General features: G+C 66.5%; 16 protein-coding genes. 5 read left to right on the forward strand and 11 right to left on the reverse strand.

All coding sequences use genetic code 11. The features are described from left to right. The first annotated feature begins 65 nt into the window (after positions 1–65). A complete protein-coding gene (locus tag ACP156_RS11565) occupies positions 66–644 on the forward strand; it encodes a DNA-3-methyladenine glycosylase I (protein WP_425051480.1) in 579 nt (192 codons plus the stop codon). Positions 645–648: 4 nt separating this feature from the next. On the opposite strand, the gene ACP156_RS11570 is transcribed toward ACP156_RS11565, so the two are convergent. Then, positions 649–1,212, reverse strand: coding sequence for a TlpA family protein disulfide reductase (locus ACP156_RS11570; protein WP_425051481.1), 564 nt, complete (start codon positions 1,210–1,212; stop codon positions 649–651). A 26-nt stretch (positions 1,213–1,238) separates the two neighbouring features. On the opposite strand from ACP156_RS11570, the gene argH reads away from it, so the two are divergent. From argH to ACP156_RS11585, 3 genes are read left to right on the forward strand one after another with little or no spacing between them, the layout of a single operon-like run. Then, positions 1,239–2,630: an argininosuccinate lyase gene (gene argH, locus ACP156_RS11575; RefSeq protein WP_425051482.1), complete on the forward strand. Its 1,392-nt coding sequence runs from the start codon at positions 1,239–1,241 to the stop codon at positions 2,628–2,630. Then, complete coding sequence (locus ACP156_RS11580; RefSeq protein ID WP_425051483.1) at positions 2,627–2,767, forward strand: hypothetical protein; 141 nt, start codon at positions 2,627–2,629, stop codon at positions 2,765–2,767. Before argH ends, ACP156_RS11580 begins: the two co-directional genes overlap by 4 nt. Before the next feature lie 2 nt (positions 2,768–2,769). Beyond that, positions 2,770–3,087 carry a DUF2834 domain-containing protein gene (locus ACP156_RS11585; RefSeq protein ID WP_425051484.1) on the forward strand — a complete coding sequence of 106 codons (318 nt, stop codon included), beginning with the start codon at positions 2,770–2,772 and terminating at the stop codon, positions 3,085–3,087. Here ACP156_RS11585 and ACP156_RS11590 read toward each other — a convergent pair. From ACP156_RS11590 to ACP156_RS11610, 5 genes are all read right to left on the reverse strand, one after another. Further along, positions 3,084–3,818: a glutamine amidotransferase gene (locus tag ACP156_RS11590; RefSeq protein ID WP_425051485.1), complete on the reverse strand. Its 735-nt coding sequence runs from the start codon at positions 3,816–3,818 to the stop codon at positions 3,084–3,086. The two genes, ACP156_RS11585 and ACP156_RS11590, sit on opposite strands and share 4 nt — an antisense overlap. Positions 3,819–4,206: 388 nt before the next feature. Next, a complete protein-coding gene (locus tag ACP156_RS11595) occupies positions 4,207–6,297 on the reverse strand; it encodes a methyl-accepting chemotaxis protein (protein ID WP_425051486.1) in 2,091 nt (696 codons plus the stop codon). 68 nt (positions 6,298–6,365) lie between these two features. After that, the gene (locus ACP156_RS11600; protein WP_425051487.1) at positions 6,366–7,130 is read right to left on the reverse strand and encodes a LamB/YcsF family protein; all 765 of its coding nucleotides are present in this window, start codon (positions 7,128–7,130) and stop codon (positions 6,366–6,368) included. Further along, positions 7,127–8,134, reverse strand: coding sequence for a biotin-dependent carboxyltransferase family protein (locus ACP156_RS11605; protein ID WP_425051488.1), 1,008 nt, complete (start codon positions 8,132–8,134; stop codon positions 7,127–7,129). The genes ACP156_RS11600 and ACP156_RS11605 overlap by 4 nt, the downstream gene beginning before the upstream one ends. Next, positions 8,131–8,859, reverse strand: coding sequence for a 5-oxoprolinase subunit B family protein (locus ACP156_RS11610; protein ID WP_425051489.1), 729 nt, complete (start codon positions 8,857–8,859; stop codon positions 8,131–8,133). The genes ACP156_RS11605 and ACP156_RS11610 overlap by 4 nt, the downstream gene beginning before the upstream one ends. Positions 8,860–8,991: 132 nt before the next feature. Between ACP156_RS11610 and mtnA the strand changes: the two genes are divergently transcribed. After that, on the forward strand, positions 8,992–10,074 hold the full coding sequence (gene mtnA, locus ACP156_RS11615) for an S-methyl-5-thioribose-1-phosphate isomerase (RefSeq protein WP_425051490.1): 1,083 nt from the start codon (positions 8,992–8,994) through the stop codon (positions 10,072–10,074). 150 nt (positions 10,075–10,224) lie between these two features. Here the strand turns inward: mtnA and ACP156_RS11620 are convergent, their stop codons facing one another. The 5 genes from ACP156_RS11620 to ACP156_RS11640 form a co-directional block, all read right to left on the reverse strand. Beyond that, complete coding sequence (locus ACP156_RS11620) at positions 10,225–10,737, reverse strand: CoxG family protein (protein WP_425051491.1); 513 nt, start codon at positions 10,735–10,737, stop codon at positions 10,225–10,227. 69 nt (positions 10,738–10,806) lie between these two features. After that, positions 10,807–11,553, reverse strand: a complete 747-nt coding sequence (locus tag ACP156_RS11625) for a sulfite exporter TauE/SafE family protein (RefSeq protein WP_425051492.1) — start codon at positions 11,551–11,553, stop codon at positions 10,807–10,809. A 67-nt stretch (positions 11,554–11,620) separates the two neighbouring features. Beyond that, positions 11,621–12,241, reverse strand: coding sequence for an SOS response-associated peptidase (locus ACP156_RS11630; RefSeq protein WP_425051493.1), 621 nt, complete (start codon positions 12,239–12,241; stop codon positions 11,621–11,623). A gap of 10 nt (positions 12,242–12,251) precedes the next feature. Further along, a complete protein-coding gene (locus tag ACP156_RS11635) occupies positions 12,252–13,625 on the reverse strand; it encodes a dicarboxylate/amino acid:cation symporter (RefSeq protein WP_425051494.1) in 1,374 nt (457 codons plus the stop codon). A gap of 132 nt (positions 13,626–13,757) precedes the next feature. Next, positions 13,758–14,192 (reverse strand): PACE efflux transporter, encoded by a 435-nt coding sequence (locus ACP156_RS11640; RefSeq protein ID WP_425051495.1) that lies wholly within the window; start codon positions 14,190–14,192, stop codon positions 13,758–13,760. Positions 14,193–14,201 lie beyond the last annotated feature (9 nt).

Genomic DNA, 14,201 nt, shown 5'->3' on the forward strand with positions numbered 1-14,201 from the left:
TTCTGGTTTGTTCTAATTTGAAAAGGATGCCCGAATTCTTTTATCTATTTGATGGAGAATGATAAATGGACGGCCGGTGCAGTTGGTGCGGGGACGACCCGCTTTACGTCGCCTACCACGACACCGAATGGGGCGTTCCCGAATACGACAGCCGCGCGCTCTGGGAAAAACTGATTCTCGACGGCTTCCAGGCGGGGCTTTCCTGGATCACCATCCTGCGCAAACGCGACAACTTCCGCGCCGCTTTCGAGGGGTTCGATCCCGAGGTCATCGCACGTTGGGGAGAGCCCGAGGTGGCACGACTTCTGGCCGATCCCGGCATCGTCCGTCATCGCGGCAAGATCGAAGCCACCATCGGCAACGCCCGCGCCTATCTTGATATAGAGGCGAGCGAGGGGTTCTCGGACTACCTGTGGAACCGCGTCGGCGGAACGCCGATCCAGAACGGATTCGCCTCGATGGCCGAGGTGCCGGCAGAAACGCCGCTGTCGCGTCAGATCTCGAAAGATCTCAAGAAAGCGGGTTTCAGGTTTTGCGGGCCGACCATCGTCTATGCGTGGATGCAGGCCTGCGGCATGGTCAACGACCACATGATCGGTTGCCCGCGCCACGCCGAGGTCGCGGCGATGGCCAAACCGATCTGATCCGTCAGCTGTCGCCCCCGATCAGCGCCGACACGATGGCCCGCGCACTGTCGCCGTGCCAGTCCGCGTCGCCCATCAGCCGCGCGATCTCGCGCCCCTCGGGGTCGAGGATCACGCTGACCGGCAGCGCCAGAACCGCCATCTGCCGGGCCAGCTGCTGCTTGGGGTCACGGTACAGCGGCAGGTTGTCGACGCCGACCTCTTCAAAGAACCGCCGCATCCCGGCGACCGGATTGCGGCCCGTTGCGATGGTGACGACCTCGAAACTGTCTCCGACGAACTCTTCCTGAAGCGCCGAAAGCGACGGCATCTCTTTCCGGCAGGGCGCACACCACGTGGCCCAGAAGTTCACCAGCACGTATTTGCCCCGGAACTGGTCCAGCCCGACCTCGGCATCCGCAGCGTCGACAAAGCTGACCTCGGGCACCGCTTCCGGCTCGGGATGAACCACCAGCTTGCGCATGTCGCCCTCGCGCATCGCCTCCAGCGCCGACGGATCGGCCGCCAAGGCGCCATTTGCGCCGAGGCCGAGGCAGGTGTAGAGGACGGCGAACCGGAACCAGCGCATGTAATTTTCCCTCCGAGGGTCAGCCAATGAACGACACGAAATCGAATGCCATGTGGGGCGGACGCTTCGCCGCGGGACCCGACGCCATCATGGAGGCGATCAACGCCTCGATCGGCTTCGACAAGCGGCTCTACGCCCAGGACATCCGGGGCTCGCGCGCCCACGCCGCGATGCTGGCGGCGCAGGGCATCCTTACCGATAAAGACGCCGAGGCGATCCGGGAAGGCCTGCTCACCGTTTTGTCAGAGATCGAAGGCGGCAGCTTCGAATTCTCGACCGCGCTGGAAGACATCCACATGAACGTCGAGGCACGGCTGAAGGCGTTGATCGGCGAACCCGCCGGCCGCCTGCACACCGCACGGTCCCGCAACGATCAGGTGGCGCTGGATTTCCGTATGTGGGTTCGTGACCAGTGCGACGCCGCCATTGACGGGCTGACCGCGCTGATGACCGCCCTGGTGGCGCAGGCCGAGGCCGGTGCCGATTGGGTGATGCCGGGCTTCACCCACCTGCAGACCGCGCAGCCGGTGACATGGGGCCATCACATGATGGCTTATGTCGAGATGTTCGCCCGCGACCGCAGCCGCTTTGCCGACGCGCGTGTCCGGATGAACGAAAGCCCGCTGGGCGCCGCGGCGCTGGCTGGCACCTCGTTCCCGATCGACCGCCACGCGACCGCCGAGGCGCTGGGCTTCGACCGCCCGTCGGCGAACTCGCTGGACGCCGTGGCCGACCGCGACTTTGCGCTGGAATTCCTGTCCGCCGCCTCGATCTGCGCCATGCACCTGTCGCGTTTCGCGGAAGAGCTGGTGATCTGGTCGTCGGCGCAGTTCCGCTTTGTCGCGCTGTCCGACCGGTTCTCGACCGGATCGTCGATCATGCCGCAGAAAAAGAACCCCGATGCCGCCGAACTGATCCGCGCCAAGATCGGACGCATCCTTGGCGCGCAGGTGGCGCTGTTCACCATCATGAAGGGCCTTCCGCTGACCTATTCCAAGGACATGCAGGAGGACAAGGAACAGACCTTCGACGCCGCCGACAGCCTGATGCTGGCGCTGGCGGCGATGGAAGGCATGGTCAAGGACATGGAAGCCAACCGCCCCAGCCTGGAGGCCGCGGCGGCGTCCGGCTTCTCGACCGCGACGGATCTTGCCGACTGGCTTGTCAGGGAACTGGACCTGCCGTTCCGCGACGCGCATCATGTGACCGGAACGCTGGTGGCCATGGCCGAGAAGAAGGGCTGCGATTTGCCCGACCTGACGCTGGCCGAGATGCAATCGGTACACGAGGGCATCCGCGAGGACGTCTTCGGGGTGCTGGGCGTACACAACTCGGTCGCCAGCCGGATGAGCTATGGCGGCACCGCGCCGGAACAGGTCCGCGCGCAGGTGGCGCGCTGGAAGGAGATGCTGGGATGAAACCGGTCTGGGCGCTGCTGATCCTGACGCTGGTCGCGGCCTGCGGGGTCGACGGCGCGCCCGTGCCGCCGGGGTCGGGCATCGACCCGCGCAACATCACCGATCCCAGCCAGATCGACCCGGACGGTTTCTTCTAGGGATGTCGCCGCTGCGCCTGATCTATCTTGGCCTCGCCGTGTGGGGCGCCGTACATCCGATGTGGTGGTTCGTGCGTCACTGGCGCGAGGAAGGCCTGTCGCTGGGGGGGCTGATCGACAGCTGGTTCGTGAACGCGGGCAGCACCGGGCTGGTCTGGGATCTGACAATCGCGGCCATCGCGCTGACCGTCTTCGTGCTGGCCGAGACATGGGTGCGCCGCAACTGGGTCGCCCTGTGGGCGATTCCGGCGACCTTCTGCATCGGCGTCAGCTGCGGCCTGCCACTCTACCTGTTCCTCAGAACGCGGCCCGTGACCTAACCGTAGCGCGCCACGAAATTCCGCAGGATCAGTTCCGGCGCGTGTACCTTTGCCGCGTCGATCATCGCGTGCAGATCGTCGGCCTCTTCCGGGCGGAAATAGCCGCGATGGCGATAGATATCGATCCGAACATGGAACCCCGCGGCATCCGCCTCGGGGTGGAACTGGGTCGCGTAGACGTTGGCGCCGTGGCGGATCATCTGGAACGGGCAGGCGTCTGACGCCAGCAGATGCGCCGCCCCGTCCGGCAGGTCCTGCGCGGCTTCCTTGTGGCCCACGAAGGCCTCGAAGCTTTGCGGCAGACCCGCCAGCAGCGGATCGGCGGCGCCGTCTTCGGTGATGCGGCACAGCGAGGTTCCCACCGGCTCGCCGAACTGCTTTTTCGAGACTTCCGCGCCAAGGTGGTGGGCAAGGATGCCAATCCCGTAGCAGCAGCCCAGAAACGGCAGGTCGCCTTCCGTGATCTGCGGCATCAGCGAAAGCATCGTGTGTTCGATCCGCGCTTCCACCTCCGTTTTCTTCTCGGGCGGGTCCGACACGCAGCCCGGCCCGCCACCGACGATGGTCCCGGCATAGCGGCCAAGGTCGAGATCGGTCGGCAGCGGTTCGCAATCAAGCCGGATCCGATGCACCCGGTCGGGCGACAGCGCACCTTTAGACAGGAACGCCTCGAACTCGTTGTCGGCGGCGTCCGTTTCGGGCCGCAGTTGCAGGATCAGGAAGGGTTTCATCGCAGGCGCCACCGGGTAGGGATCTGGCCCGGTGATGGCCGAGGATCAGGGTGCGGTCAACAGGCCGTGCGTCGCAGCCAAAGGGTTGCTTCTGCTGTCGAGGGGTGTCTCTTCGTCGCTCCCGTCGCTCCCGTCGCTCCCGTCGCTCCCGTCGCTCCCGAAGTTCCAAGTGCTGCCGGTGTTCCCGAAGCTCTCGAAGCTCCTGAAGCTCCCGACGTTTCCGGCGCTCCTACCGTTCTGGCCGCGCGGTGAAACTCTGGCCAACTCGCGACCCTCTGGCCACCTCGCGCTCTACCAGTCCGTGCCACTACCCGGTCGCGGTACAGCTGCCGCCTTGGCGATGTACAACTTCCCGCCGCGCCGGTGGGGTGGCGCGCACCCAGCTTCGTCAGGCGCTTCGTCGTGCGGCCGAGTCCTCGCCTTCGTCCCAGGCGTCAGCGTCGTCATCTTCGCTCAGCGAGAACTGGCGGGTGCTGTCCGACAAATCCTTTACTTCGCGCTTCAGCGATTGTGTCGCCGCAGTGGTTTCCTGGAACATCGCCGCGTTCTGCTGGGTGACCTTGTCCAGTTCGCCCGCCGCCGCGTTGATGTCGTCCAGCCCGCGCGACTGCTCTTGCGCGGCAGAGGCGAGGCCGGCCACCTTCAGGCGAATGTCGGCCACGAAGGCCGCGATCCGTTCCAGCGCCCCGCCGGAATCGTCGACCAGCTTGACGCCCGCCTGTATCTGGCTGGAGGTCGAGCGGATGAGATCGGCGATTTCCTGAGACGCTTCGGACGACCGCTGCGCAAGCTGCCGCACCTCGGATGCGACGACCGCAAAGCCGCGCCCGGTCTCGCCCGCGCGCGCCGCTTCCACCCCGGCGTTCAGCGCCAGAAGGTTGGTCTGGAAGGCCAGCGCGTCAATCGTGTCGGTGATGCGTGATACTTTGTTCGAGCTGTCGGCGATCTCGTTCATTGCCGCCACCGCGCGTTTCACAGTCTCGAGCCCGGTTGTCGTGCTGTCTTCAGCCGAGGTGGAAGTCGCCGCGGCCTCTTCCGCGCTGGCCGCCGCGTCGCGTACCGATCCGGCCATCTGGTCCAGCGCCGCGGCGGTTTCTTCAAGCGTGGCCGCCTGCCGTTCCGTCCGCACGCTGAGATCGTCGGCGGCCGATTCGATCTGGGCCGCATCCGACAGGATCCTGTCCGCCCGTTCCGAGATGCCGGCGATCACCGTGGAAAGCGCGTCCAGCGACTGGTTGAACTGGGATTTCAGCGCCTCGAATTCTGGCGGAACTTCGACCGCAAGGCGCACTGTAAGATCGTTCGACGCAAGCCGCGACATCGCGTTCTGGAACGCCGTGATCGCTGTCTTCGATCCGGTAATGTCGTTCGCGAATTTCTCGACCCGGAACACGCGCCCCTCGCTGTCGGCGATAGGGTTATAGGTGGCCTGCAGCCAGACTTCGCGATTGCCTTTCCCGATCCGCCGGAATTCGCCGGCGTGGAAGTGACCCTGCCGCAACTCGTCCCAGAACTGCGCATATTCAGGCGTCCCGGCTTCTTCCGGCGGCATGAACATGCGGTGGTGCTTTCCGCGTATGTCGTCCAGCGAATACCCGACGCAGGTCAGAAAGTTCTCGTTCGCGTCCCGGATCGTGCCGTCGGGTTCGAACTCGATGATGGCCTGCGCGTTGCTCAGCGCCTCGAGACGCGACTGTGACAGCAGCGAGTCGAGCTTTTTCGCCGTGATGTCCGACGCGATCTTGACGATCCCACGCGTGCTGCCGCGCGGTCCAAGGATCGGGTTATAGCTGGCCTGAAGCCAGATTTCGCGCCCGCCCTTGCCAAGGCGGCGGAACTCGCCAGACCGGAACTCGCCCTGCGCCAAAGCGGCCCAGAACTGGGCATAGTCGGTGCTTTCAGCAAGCTCCGGGTCGCAGAACATCCTGTGGTGTTTGCCGATGATCTCGTCCCGGGTATAGCCGACGACCTTCAGGAAATTGTCGTTGGCCATCCGGATCGTACCGCTCGGGTCGAATTCAACGCGCGCCTGGGACCGGTCCAGCGCATCCAGCCGGCTTTGCGCCTCGGCATCGCCACGCACCGCTTTCGTCACGTCCCTTGCAAACAGGATGACGCGTTGCAGGCTGCCATCCTCGCCCATGACCGGGAAGTAGTTCGCACCGATCCAGACCGCGTTGCCGCTGCTGTCGATGCGGGGAAAGGCGTCGTTGCCGCAGGTCTTTCCCGCGCGAAGATTGTCCCAGAATGCGCCATACTCGGAACTGCCGCGATCTTTCGGTTCCAGCAGGTCGTCGTGCGAGATGCCGGCCATGGTGCCTTCGTCATAGCCCAGCAGGCCACAGAACCGGTCGCTCGCATCCTCGATCCGACCCTCGGGAGAGATCCAGGCGACGGCCATATTACCCCGGACCGCTTGTGCAAGGTCGCCCGACAGCCCGCTGGCCTGCCCGGCGCCGCCCCGTTTTCCAGTCCGCATCACCCGCGTCTCCTTCACAAGGTTTCCGGGGGGCATAGGCGGATTCGGGTTAACAGCGGGTGTGCGTTTCAGCCACCAATGGGCCGGATGGCGATGTCCGCCTGTTCCAGCGCGTCGCGGACCGCGGTGCTAAGCGCCACGGCTTCGGCGTTGTCGCCATGGACGCAGATGGTGTCGATGCGTGTCGGGATTTCCTTGCCGCTTTCGCACAGGATCGCGCCCGCCTTCACCATCTTCACGATCCGCTCGGCGCCGTAGGCCGCATCATGGATCACCGCGCCGGGCTGCGACCGGTCCACCAGCGTCGCGTCGTCATTATAGGCCCGGTCGGCGAAGATCTCGGCGGCATAGGCGCAGCCCAGCGTCTCGGCCGCGCGCTGCTGGGCGGTGGCGGCGATCACCATGATCGTCAGGTCGGGGTCGACGTCCAGCGCTGCCTCGTAACAGGCGCGCGCCATCGCTTCGTCTTCCGACGTCATGTTGCCCAGCGCGCCGTGCAGCTTCAGGTGCCGGACCGCGCCGCCCACGGACCGCGCCATCGCCTGCGCCGCACCAAGCTGGTAGCGGACCCAGTTGGCAAGCGTGGCATGCGGTACCTGCATCCTGCGGCGACCGAAGCCCTGCAGGTCCAGCAGGCCGGGATGCGCACCGATGCCGACGCCGTTTTCGACCGCCAGCCTCATCACCCGCGCCATGTGATCCGGATCGCCCGCGTGGAAGCCGCAGGCGATGTTGGCGGAGCTGATGATCTTCAGCAGCTCGGCATCGTTCCCCATCGGCCAGGGGCCAAAGCTTTCGCCCATGTCGGCGTTCAGGTCCACGGAAAGGGTCATGTCTCGTCTCCGGCTGTGACACCTCCGATCAGCTGATAGCTCAGAAGGTCGGGAATGTCGTGCGGGTTGCGGATGCGGGGGCGCGGCGCGCGCGGAAGCCGCGCAATATGGTCGGCATGGGCGCGATGCGCGGCAAGCGCCTGCGCGCGGCTGACGAAGACGAACCGGACCGGCGCGCCGGGACCGGCCTGCGCGATGCGCGGCAGGTCGGCCGGGATCACGGTGGCGATCCGGGGATAGCCGCCCGTGGTCTGGCATTCCGACAGCAGGACGAAAGGCGCGCCATCACCGGTGGCCTGAATGTCGCCGGGCACGATGATCTCGGACAGGATGACAAGCTGATCCTGCGCGGCGAAGGGCGCGCCGTCGAAGCGCATCTTCACGCCCATCCGGTTGCCGCGCGGATCGCGGGAGAAGGCGGTTTCCTCGAACCGCCGAAGGTCGCCGGGGGCGAACTGGTCGGTTTGCATCGACGGGATCACCCGGACGGTGCCGCCCGAGAACCGGTCGGCGACGTCCAGCGTCAGCCCCGTCTCGCCCGCGCGGTCCTGCCCAAGCGGCAGCGTGTCGCCCTCGGTCAAACCGGCCCCCAGACCAGCAGCCAGATGTGCGGCGCGCGAGCCCAGAACCGGCTCGGTCGCGATGCCGCCGCCGATGTGAAGATATCCGTAGGCGCCACGCTCCGCCCCGCCGATGGCAAGGTGCTGACCCGCTTTCAGGTGGTGGCTGGTGTTCCAGTGCAGCCGCTCGCCATCGACGGTCGCCTGCATCGGCGCGCCGGTCAGCGCGATGCGCAGATCGCGATCGGCGGTGAACACGCCGCCCATGCCGGCCATCTCGATCGCGGCGGTCTCGGGCAACTGGCCAAGCAGCGCGGCCCCCTCGGCCAGCGCCAGCGGATCGGCGGCACCGCCGCGCGACAGGCCGGTGGCAAGGTGACCGGGGCGCCCCATGTCCTGCACGGTGACGCCCGGACCCGCGCTGATGACGGTCAGGCGGCTCATGCTATGGGCTCTGACGTGGCGCCGATACCGTCGCTTTCCGCCAGACGGGCGATGGCTTCGGGCGTGGCGGGCTCGAACCGGATCTCGTCGCCGGGCGTCAGCGGGAAAGGCGTGTCTGTCCCGGGCCGGAACGAGTGGAAGGCGGTCTGCCCGATATGCCGCCAGCCGGTCGGGGTGGTCCGCGCGAAGACGATCAACTGTCGGATCGCGGCCACCAAAGCGCCCTGCGGCACGTTGGGCGACAGCTGCCGCAGGCGAGGGATGTTCCAGTGCGCGGGCAACTCGCCCAGATACGCCTGCCCGGGTGCGAAGCCGATCGTCAGCACGCGGGTCCGCGCGGCTGCGATCTCTTCGGTGGCCTTTTCGGGGGTCAGCCCCGCCGCCTCGGCCGCCTCATCGAACTGCGGCCCGCTGTCGCCGCCAAGGGCGACGGGAATGGTCCACAACACGCGCCCTTGCGGCAAGGGTTCCGCCAGCCAGTCGCGGCCCGCCAGCATCTCGGTCAGCCGGTCCTTCAGCGCGTCGTGGTCCAGCGTCAGCGGATCGAACCGGACGAAGGCCGACGCGAGAGAGGTCGCCGTCTCCTGCACCCCGTCCCAGCCGGCATGGTCCACCGCCGCGCGAAACGCCAGCGCGGCGCGGTTCGCGGGCTCTGACAGACGGTCGGCGAAGGTGACGAGCATGCCGGACAGGCCGACGTCGCGGATCAGGGGGGTGGCGGTCATGGCAGGGACCGTCGCGCGCGGCGCGGCAGAGTGCAATGGGGTTCGGACATCGGACGGCCTGCCTTTCCACTTGATGCAAGCCCGGCCACGGGCGAGACTCCGGACGACACCCTGCAACCACGGGAGGCCCGCATGAAGGTCGGCGACACCCACTACCGCTCTATCTGGCTTGAAGACGGCGAGGTCCGGATCATCGACCAGCGCTGGCTGCCGCACGAGTTCCGCATCGTGCCGCTGGAAAGCCTTGACGATTTCGCCACCGCGATCCGCGACATGTGGGTACGGGGCGCGCCGCTGATCGGGGCGACGGCGGCCTATGGCGTGGCCTGCGCGATGGCGCGCGACGCGTCGGACGGCAACCTCGCCACGACCTGCGAGACGCTGAACGCCACGCGCCCCACCGCGGTGAACCTGCGCTGGGCGCTCGAGGCGATGCAGGCCGCGTTGCGCCCGCTGCCGGTCGGCGACCGCGCCACGGCGGCCTTCGCGAAGGCGGCGGCGATCTGTGACGAGGATGTCGAGACCAACCGGATGATCGGCGTGCATGGGCTGGAACTGATCAAGGAGATCGCGGCGAAGAAGGACGGGCCGGTCAACGTCCTGACCCACTGCAACGCCGGCTGGATCGCGACGGTCGACTGGGGCACCGCGACCTCGCCGATCTACCAGGCGCACGAGGCGGGAATTCCGGTGCATGTCTTCGTCGACGAGACTCGCCCCCGCAACCAGGGCGCTTTGCTGACCGCGTGGGAACTGGGCGGCCACGGTGTCAGCCACGACCTGATCGTCGACAACGCGGGCGGGCACCTGATGCAGCGGGGCGAGGTGGACCTCGTCATCGTCGGTACCGACCGCACCACTGCGCGCGGCGACGTTTGCAACAAGATCGGCACCTACCTGAAAGCGCTGGCGGCGCAGGACAATGGCGTCCCGTTCTACGTGGCGCTGCCTTCGCCGACCATCGACTGGACGATCTCGGACGGCTTCGACATCCCGATCGAGGAACGCGGCCCTGCGGAAGTCACCCACGTGCAAGGCAAGCTTGCCGACGGGACGGTGACGCAGGTGCAGATCTCGCCCGACACCACTGGCGCGCGGAACCCGGCCTTCGACGTGACCCCGGCCCGTCTGGTCACCGGCCTGATCACCGAACGCGGAATCGCCGCTGCCTCGCCCGAGGGGCTGGCCGCCCTGTTCCCCGACCGCGCGGCCTGATCGCCGGCGACGGAAGCGAGGGGCCTGCCCCTCGCGCTCCCCGAGGTATTTCGGAAGAGAAGAAGGCGAAGGGTGCTGCTTCTTCTCTTTTAAAATACCTCGGGGGAGACGCGCCGAAAGGCGCGGCGGGGGCAGAGCCCCCAACCGGCGTCAGCCTTTCAGGCGCGACAGCCAGCCTTTCTTTTTCTCTTCCTCCGGCGCATCGTCCGGCACGTCCTCGGCGGTGCCTTCGATGGCGGTCTGGAAGCGTTCGAAGAACTGGTCGGCCATCTTCTTGGCGAAGCCGTCGATGATGCGGCTGCCCAGCTGGGCCAGCTTGCCGCCGACCTTCGCGTCGACGTCGTAGCTCAGCAGCGTGCCGGTCTCGGTCGGCGTCAGCTTCACGTCGGCCGAGCCCTTGGCGAAGCCCGCAGGGCCGCCCTTGCCTTCGCCGACGAGCGTCAGGCTTTCGTGCTCGACCCGGTTGTCGACAGAGACCTGTCCCTTGAAGGTGGCTTTCACCGGGCCGACCTTTTGGACCACGGTCGCCTCGAAGCCCTCGTCGGCATTGCCGGACATCTCGGTGCAGCCGGGCACGCAGGCCTTCAGCACTTCGGGGTCGAGGATCGCGGCCCAGACTTCCTCGGGCGGGGCGGCGATCTCGCGTTCGGAACTCATCTGCATGGGGCGGTCCTCCTGTGACTGAGCGTCGAAGATATACGGGCGAACGGAAGTGGCAAGTGGGCGCGGCGGTCAGACGACCACGTCGTAGATCAGTTTCAGCGACAGGATCAGCAGCGCCGTCTCGACGAAGGCAAAGAACAGCTTCTCGGGCAGGATCTGCGTGAGACGGAACCCGGACCACGCGCCGAACAGCGCCACCGGGGTCAGCCAAAGGATCACCGACAGGCTGTGCAGCGTGATCTGCCCGGCGATCACATAGGGCGGCACCTTCATGATGTTCACGCAGGCGAACAGGATGGTCGAGGTGCCGGCGAACACCATCTTCGGCATCTTCTGCGGCAGGGCGTATGCCTGGAACGGCGGTCCGCCGGCGTGGGAGATGTAGCTGGTGAACCCCGCCAGCGCGCCCCAGAACAGCCCGCGCGGCACATCGGCGGGCCGGGGCGGAATGCTGGGGTTCAGCCGCCGCCGCAGCTTGTCGGCGAGATAGTACAGCCCGGTCAGCGCCACCGCGAGCTTCACCGCATCCTCGGGCACCCACGCCACCGTGGCGAAGCCCAGCGCGATGCCGATGGCGGCTGCGGGGATCAGGATCTTGAGGTTGCGCGCCGAGAACTCCCGCCGGTACAGCCAGACGCCATACACGTCCGAGATGATGTAGACCGGCAGCAACAGCCCGGCCGCCGCGGCGGCGGGCATCACGAACGACAGGATCGGCACCGCCAGCAGCGCGATGATCGGCAGGCCGCCCTTCGACATGCCGACGAACAGCGAGCCGAGCGCGGCGAGGATCCAGAAGGTCGCGGTGAGTTCCATGCCGGGATCATTGAACTGGCCGTGGGGGAAAGGAAAGCGGGATTAACGACAGTGCGGCGCGGACGCCTCAGGGCGCGGTCCAGTCGACGCCGGTCGCCTCCGTCACCGCGAGGCTGCCGTCCGGGTAGGGGCGCATCAGGGCCGCCGCCGCTTCGGTGTCGTCGCCCAGCCATGTCGCGAACTGCGACGGTTCCAGCAGGACGCCCATCCGGTCGTGGATGTCCTTCACATCGCCCGAGGGCGGGCAGGTGACGGTGGCCAGTTGCGGCAGCTGGATGCCGCCGGGTCCGTTCCAGACATCGTAGATCGCTGCGAAAGCCAGCAGGCGACCGTCGGGGCGGGCAATCCGCCATGCGGTCTTCTTCCGTTTCTCGCCGGTCCATTCGTACCAGCCGTTCACGGGCACCAGCGCACGGGTGACGCCTTCGAATGCGGATTTGGTGAAGACCGTCTCGGATCGCGCATTGACGATGGTTTCCATCACCGGCCGGCCACGCGCGTTCACCCGGCCCACGGGGATCATCCCCCAACGCATCTTCGTCAAAGCCAGACCGGGCGGGCAGGCGATGACCTGCTCGCCCGGGGCGATGTTGAAGCGGGGCGGGTCCGGCGCCACTCCGCCGGGGTCGGCGCCGAGGAAATCGGCGACCTCCTCCAACGGAGCGGTCAGAAACAGGCGCCCCGGCATGTCGCGCGGATCACTCTGCCGGTGCGCTCCGGGGTGGGTGCGCCGCGTCGGCCAGACGGGCCTCGGCCTCGGGGTCGATGTCCAGATCGTGATCGGTGATCACGCCCGCGTCGGGGTCGTTGAACACCGCCATGTCCAGCTTGCCCTCGGTCTTCGCCACGATGGTCGAGACGACGGCGTCGCCGGTGATGTTCACCGCGGTCCGGATCATGTCCATCAGGCGGTCGACGCCGAGGATCAGCGCGATCCCCTCGATCGGCAGGCCGACCTGACCCAGCACCATCGTCAGCATGACAAGGCCAACGCCCGGCACGCCCGCCGTGCCGATGGAGGCAAGCACCGCCATCGCGATCACGGTCAGGTAGCCGCCGATGCCAAGGTCGATGCCATAGACATTGGCAAGGAACACCGTCGCCACGCCCTGCATGATCGCGGTGCCGTCCATGTTGATCGTCGCGCCGAACGGCACGGTGAACGAGGCCACCGAGTTGTCCGCCCCGATGCGCTGTGTCACGCAACGGAAGGTGACCGGGATCGTCGCGTTCGACGAGGCGGTCGAGAAGGCGAAGATCTGCGCCGGGCGGATCTTGGTCATGAAGGTGAAGGGGTTCAGCCCCGACAGCACCTTGAGCATGATCATCAGCGTCACGAAAAGGTGGAAGAACAGCGCCACCGTCAGCGTGCCGACATAGGCGAGCACCGGCACGAACAGCTCGATCCCCTGCTCGGTGAAGGTCTTGGCGATCAGGCAGAACACGCCGTAGGGGGCGAAGGCCATGACGATGCCGACGACCTTCATCATCAACTCGTTCATGTATTCACAGGCTTCGATGAACGGCTTCGACCGGTCGCCCATCATCAGCGCGGCGATGCCGACGATGATGACGTAGAAGATGATCTGCAGCATCTCGCCGCTCGCGAAGCTGGCGATGGGATTGGTGGGAACGATGCCGGCGAAGACTTCCCACACGGTCGGCGCCTCGCGCCCGGTGACGCCCGAGGTGTCGACGCCGGTCATGTCGAACCCGTCGCCCGGCGCCACGACCAGCGCCATCAGGATGGCGATGGCGATCGCGACGGCGGTGGTGAACAGGTACAGCCCGAAGGACTTGCCGCCGACGCGGCCAAGGACCCGGATGTCGCCGATCCCGGTCACGCCGCAGATCAGCGAGAAGATCACCAGCGGCACGACCAGCATCTTCAGGGCGTTGACGAACATGCTGCCGACCATCGCGAACAGGCCGCCGACAATATGCGTGGCGATGAAATCGGACCCGATGGCGTTGAAGATGACACCGACGATCAGGCCCGCGACCATCCCGATCATGACCTTGACGGTCAGTGACATTCCCTTGCCTTCCGAAGCGGGGGTGCTGTCGGACATCTCTCTCTCCATCACTTGCTAAAACACTTCAATTCTGGCCCATCAATTGCCTGGGTCAAAGAACTTTTCGCAGCAGGGTTGTGCGGCTGGCCCGCGGCAGGCCCGGTTCCGGCGCAGGATTGTGCGGCCCGGTCAGGCTTTTGGCGATGCGGGCGCGGGCGGGATGGGGAACACCGCGTCGTAGGCGATGTTGTAAAGGAAGGTATAGACAAGGAAGAACCCGGCCAGCGACACGTCCATCGCCAGCGCGACCCAAAGCGTCACGCCCAAGTGCCACGCGATGAACGGCACCAGAAGGGCCAGAAGCCCGGCCTCGAACAGCACCGCGTGCAGAACGCGATGGCGAAGGGATTTCGCCGTGCCGCCGGTGGCGCGGAACATGGCCCGGTCGAACCCGATGTTGAACGCGTAGTTCCACAGCATTGCGACCATGCTGCTGACCAGAGCAACCGTACCGAAGTCGAACATCGGCACGCCGAACACCAGCGCGCCAAGCGGCGTGATGATCAGCAGCGCGAAGAATTCGAGCAGCAGCGAATGGCGGATACGGTCGGCGGTGGTTCTCATGGCCGTTCC

It is taken from the genome of Psychromarinibacter sp. S121 (genome assembly GCF_049801035.1).
GTDB lineage: Bacteria > Pseudomonadota > Alphaproteobacteria > Rhodobacterales > Rhodobacteraceae > Psychromarinibacter.

Bases quoted from the DNA above. Each gene is read 5' to 3' on its own strand.
- ACP156_RS11565 (WP_425051480.1), top strand. From the start codon at position 66: ATGGACGGCCGGTGCAGTTGGTGCGGGGACGACCCGCTTTACGTCGCC.
- ACP156_RS11570 (WP_425051481.1), bottom strand. From the start codon at position 1,212: ATGCGCTGGTTCCGGTTCGCCGTCCTCTACACCTGCCTCGGCCTCGGC.
- argH (WP_425051482.1), top strand. From the start codon at position 1,239: ATGAACGACACGAAATCGAATGCCATGTGGGGCGGACGCTTCGCCGCG.
- ACP156_RS11580 (WP_425051483.1), top strand. From the start codon at position 2,627: ATGAAACCGGTCTGGGCGCTGCTGATCCTGACGCTGGTCGCGGCCTGC.
- ACP156_RS11585 (WP_425051484.1), top strand. From the start codon at position 2,770: ATGTCGCCGCTGCGCCTGATCTATCTTGGCCTCGCCGTGTGGGGCGCC.
- ACP156_RS11590 (WP_425051485.1), bottom strand. From the start codon at position 3,818: ATGAAACCCTTCCTGATCCTGCAACTGCGGCCCGAAACGGACGCCGCC.
- ACP156_RS11595 (WP_425051486.1), bottom strand. From the start codon at position 6,297: ATGCGGACTGGAAAACGGGGCGGCGCCGGGCAGGCCAGCGGGCTGTCG.
- ACP156_RS11600 (WP_425051487.1), bottom strand. From the start codon at position 7,130: ATGACCCTTTCCGTGGACCTGAACGCCGACATGGGCGAAAGCTTTGGC.
- ACP156_RS11605 (WP_425051488.1), bottom strand. From the start codon at position 8,134: ATGAGCCGCCTGACCGTCATCAGCGCGGGTCCGGGCGTCACCGTGCAG.
- ACP156_RS11610 (WP_425051489.1), bottom strand. From the start codon at position 8,859: ATGACCGCCACCCCCCTGATCCGCGACGTCGGCCTGTCCGGCATGCTC.
- mtnA (WP_425051490.1), top strand. From the start codon at position 8,992: ATGAAGGTCGGCGACACCCACTACCGCTCTATCTGGCTTGAAGACGGC.
- ACP156_RS11620 (WP_425051491.1), bottom strand. From the start codon at position 10,737: ATGCAGATGAGTTCCGAACGCGAGATCGCCGCCCCGCCCGAGGAAGTC.
- ACP156_RS11625 (WP_425051492.1), bottom strand. From the start codon at position 11,553: ATGGAACTCACCGCGACCTTCTGGATCCTCGCCGCGCTCGGCTCGCTG.
- ACP156_RS11630 (WP_425051493.1), bottom strand. From the start codon at position 12,241: ATGCCGGGGCGCCTGTTTCTGACCGCTCCGTTGGAGGAGGTCGCCGAT.
- ACP156_RS11635 (WP_425051494.1), bottom strand. From the start codon at position 13,625: ATGTCCGACAGCACCCCCGCTTCGGAAGGCAAGGGAATGTCACTGACC.
- ACP156_RS11640 (WP_425051495.1), bottom strand. From the start codon at position 14,192: ATGAGAACCACCGCCGACCGTATCCGCCATTCGCTGCTGCTCGAATTC.